This is a genomic window from Campylobacter concisus (genome assembly GCF_002913545.1).
Classification (GTDB): domain Bacteria; phylum Campylobacterota; class Campylobacteria; order Campylobacterales; family Campylobacteraceae; genus Campylobacter_A; species Campylobacter_A concisus_AV.
In genome coordinates this window covers 1-816 of record NZ_PPBR01000069.1, presented here as the reverse complement: position 1 = coordinate 816, position 816 = coordinate 1, and the positions used below count along the sequence as shown (strand labels likewise).

2 protein-coding genes are annotated in these 816 nt (G+C 39.6%); both read left to right on the top strand.

Features of this window, described 5'->3' with window-relative positions; genetic code table 11:
- The first annotated feature begins 51 nt into the window (after positions 1 to 51).
- A complete protein-coding gene (locus CYP05_RS04315; protein WP_002942153.1) occupies positions 52 to 282 on the top strand; it encodes a type II toxin-antitoxin system Phd/YefM family antitoxin in 231 nt (76 codons plus the stop codon).
- On the top strand, positions 272 to 816 hold a 545-nt coding region (locus CYP05_RS04310; RefSeq protein WP_103642098.1), incomplete at its 3' end, for an alpha/beta fold hydrolase. The genes CYP05_RS04315 and CYP05_RS04310, both read left to right, overlap by 11 nt.

The following is an 816-nucleotide window of genomic DNA, read 5'->3' as shown; positions in this document are numbered from 1 at the left end:
ATATAAAGTAGTTTGTGATATTTTACGTAAAATTTTACATAAAGAGCGACAATGGTAACTTTTACAAAAGATGAAATTTATACAGCAACCGAGGTGGTTAGAAATTTTAGCTCAGTGCTTTCTCGTGTGGGAGCTAGCGAGCTAAAGCGCGCTGTCATCGTTAAAAACAATAAATTTGAAGCAGTCCTTTTAAATATGGAGGAGTACGAGCGTCTTTGCGAGGCAGTAAGCGTGCTTGAGAGCATTTACGCTGCTAAAAAGAGAGAAAACGATGGCGAGTAGGGTAGTCAAATACGGCTCAGACGAGTATGAGATCAGCTACGAAGTAGTAAATCCAAAATGCAAAAAGGTAGTGCTCTTCTTGCATGGCTGGGGCGCAAACAAAGAGATAATGAAAAAGGCTTTTGGGCACTATCTAAATGACTTTTGCCACGTCTATATCGATATGCCAGGCTTTGGTAAAAGCTCCATTTTTAAGCCATTAAAAACAAGCGACTACGCAAAGATCGTTGCAAATTTCTGTGACGAGCTACAAATAAAACCAGACATCATCGCAGGACATAGCTTTGGCGGCAAGGTCGCAACGCTTCTAAAACCACCATATCTAGTGCTTTTAAGCTCAGCTGGTATAGTCGTCAAAAAGCCATTTATCGTGCGAGCAAAGATAGCGATATTTAAAATTTTAAAGATATTTGGCTTTGGTAAATTTTACAAACTCTTTGCCACAAAAGATGTGAGCGGCATGAGCAGAGTGATGTATGAAACCCTAAAAAACGTCGTTGATGAGGATTTTACAAAGCATTTTGCTGACTTTGG